The organism is Desulforhabdus sp. TSK (assembly GCF_022836495.1).
In the GTDB taxonomy this organism is placed as follows: Bacteria; Desulfobacterota; Syntrophobacteria; order Syntrophobacterales; family Syntrophobacteraceae; genus Desulforhabdus.
This window is the reverse complement of record NZ_BQXM01000165.1, coordinates 1-443: the sequence shown is the minus strand read 5'-3', so window position 1 is coordinate 443 and position 443 is coordinate 1. Positions and strand designations below refer to the sequence as shown.

Genomic DNA, 443 nt, shown 5'->3' with positions numbered 1-443 from the left:
CCTGCCGGTCAATTTGCTCGACCGCTTCGTCATCAGCTCCGACAGCCGGTATTAACCGCGGGCAGCGCGGCGTGCCGGCGCATCCGTATAGCGCGCGGCCATCGCGCTGGTGAGCTCGGCCATCTTCTCGCGCAGTCCCTCGGGTTCGATCACCTCAACCTCGGCGCCGAGCCGCAGCAGCTCGGTTGCAGCGTGCCACACCGTCTTGCCGACCGGCATGGTGGCGACTCGCCAGCCATCGGGCTCAGTGCCATCAGCAAGCTGCATCCGCGCCTTCACGTAAGGATGCGCCAGCGCGTCGAACAGTTGCAGCCCGAGCGGCGACAGCCGCACCGTGGCTTCGTTCGGATGCAGCTCGGCCTCGAGCCGCTCGATCGAGGCGCGCCAATAGGCGGCGAGATCAAAATCCGCCGGGCGTGCGAACGGCGTCTCCAGCGCGGTGC

At 67.9% G+C, this 443-nt stretch carries 1 protein-coding gene; it reads right to left on the bottom strand.

Annotated features, from left to right (window positions below; all coding sequences use genetic code 11):
• Nucleotides 1-51: 51 nt before the first annotated feature.
• Nucleotides 52-443, bottom strand: a 392-nt coding sequence (locus tag MWC30_RS21970; protein WP_244086325.1) for a YafY family protein, incomplete at its 5' end; no start/stop codon positions are given.